General features: G+C 69.9%; 1 protein-coding gene. It reads left to right on the forward strand.

Annotated elements, in window-relative coordinates; genetic code table 11:
- The first annotated feature begins 140 nt into the window (after positions 1-140).
- A complete protein-coding gene (locus JNW87_RS38735; protein ID WP_375373613.1) occupies positions 141-1,352 on the forward strand; it encodes an ISAs1 family transposase in 1,212 nt (403 codons plus the stop codon).
- Positions 1,353-1,357: the final 5 nt, after the last annotated feature.

A 1,357-nucleotide genomic window follows, 5' to 3' on the forward strand; every position in this document is an offset into this window, starting at 1 on the left:
CAGGGTGATTGCGTAGTCGGCCGACGGGTGCCCTGAGCTGGGAGTTCAAGGGGTGAGCGGCCTTTGTGGAGCGGGTGAGATCACGTCGGTGATCATGGAGTTCTTCACGCTTCACGACACCCGAGGAACCTCACCCGCCGATGTCATCATGCCCGATCCCGGTACTGTCCGCAGTCGCCGGTAGCCCTGACGCGCCACCACCCGCAGTCACCGATGGTGAGACAACAGGGCTGCTGCACGCCTTGTCGGCAGTCCCGGATCCCCGCTCGCCGCGCGGGATCCGCTACCCCCTCGCTGGGCTCCTGACGGTCGCGGTGTGCGCCGTGCTGGCCGGCGCGTCGTCGTTCACCGCGATCGTGGATTGGCTGTACGACCTCGACGAGACCGCCCGTGCCCGACTCGGGTTCGGCCGGGGCGTCCCGGCCACGACCACGATGTGGCGGCTGCTGATCCGCCTCGACGCCGACCTTCTCGCGACGACCCTCGCCGGCTGGCTGCTCACCCGGGCACGACCCGACACCCCCCGGCGGCCGCGGCACCGGCGGGTGGTCGCGATCGACGGCAAGACACTGCGGGGCGCCCGCCGCGCCGACGGCAGGCAGATGCATCTGCTGTCCGCGCTGGACACCGACACCGGCATCGTCCTCGCGCAGGTCACCGTCGCGGCGAAGTCCAACGAGATCCCGGCCTTCGGCCCGCTGCTGGACGCGGTGCAACGGGTGCTGGGCAGCCTGGAAGGACTGCTGTTCGTCGCGGACGCACTGCACACCCAGACCGGTCACGCCACCGAGATCGCCCAGCGCGGCGGTCACCTGCTCATTCCGGTAAAGGCCAACCAACCGACCCTGCACACCCAACTCACGACCCTGCCCTGGGCGCAGGTCCCGGTCGGCCACCAGACCCGCGACCGCGGCCACGGCCGCCGCGAGACCCGCACCGTCAAAGCCCTCACCGTGAACACCCCCGGCGGCATCCGGTTCCCGCACGCCCGGCAAGCCGTCCGGATCACCCGCACCCGCACCATCGCTGGCAAGACCAGCCGCGAAACCGCCTACCTCACCATCTCGCTACCCGTCGCCGACGCCCACCCGACCGACCTGACCGACTGGATCCGCCGCGAGTGGCTCATCGAAAATCGTGTGCATCACGTCCGAGATGTGACGTTCCGTGAAGACCTGCATCAAGCCCGGACCGGCACCGGACCCGCCGTCCTGGCCACCCTGCGTAACACCGCGATCGGCTACCACCACACCGCTGGCGAGACCAACATCGCCCGCGCCACCCGACGCGCCAACCGCCGCCCACACGACCTCATCACCGCCGTGACCAGCAGCAACCCCAGAACGCAATGACCCTG

Source organism: Micromonospora sp. ATA51, assembly GCF_016802855.1.
GTDB classification, from domain to species: domain Bacteria; phylum Actinomycetota; class Actinomycetes; order Mycobacteriales; family Micromonosporaceae; genus Micromonospora; species Micromonospora sicca.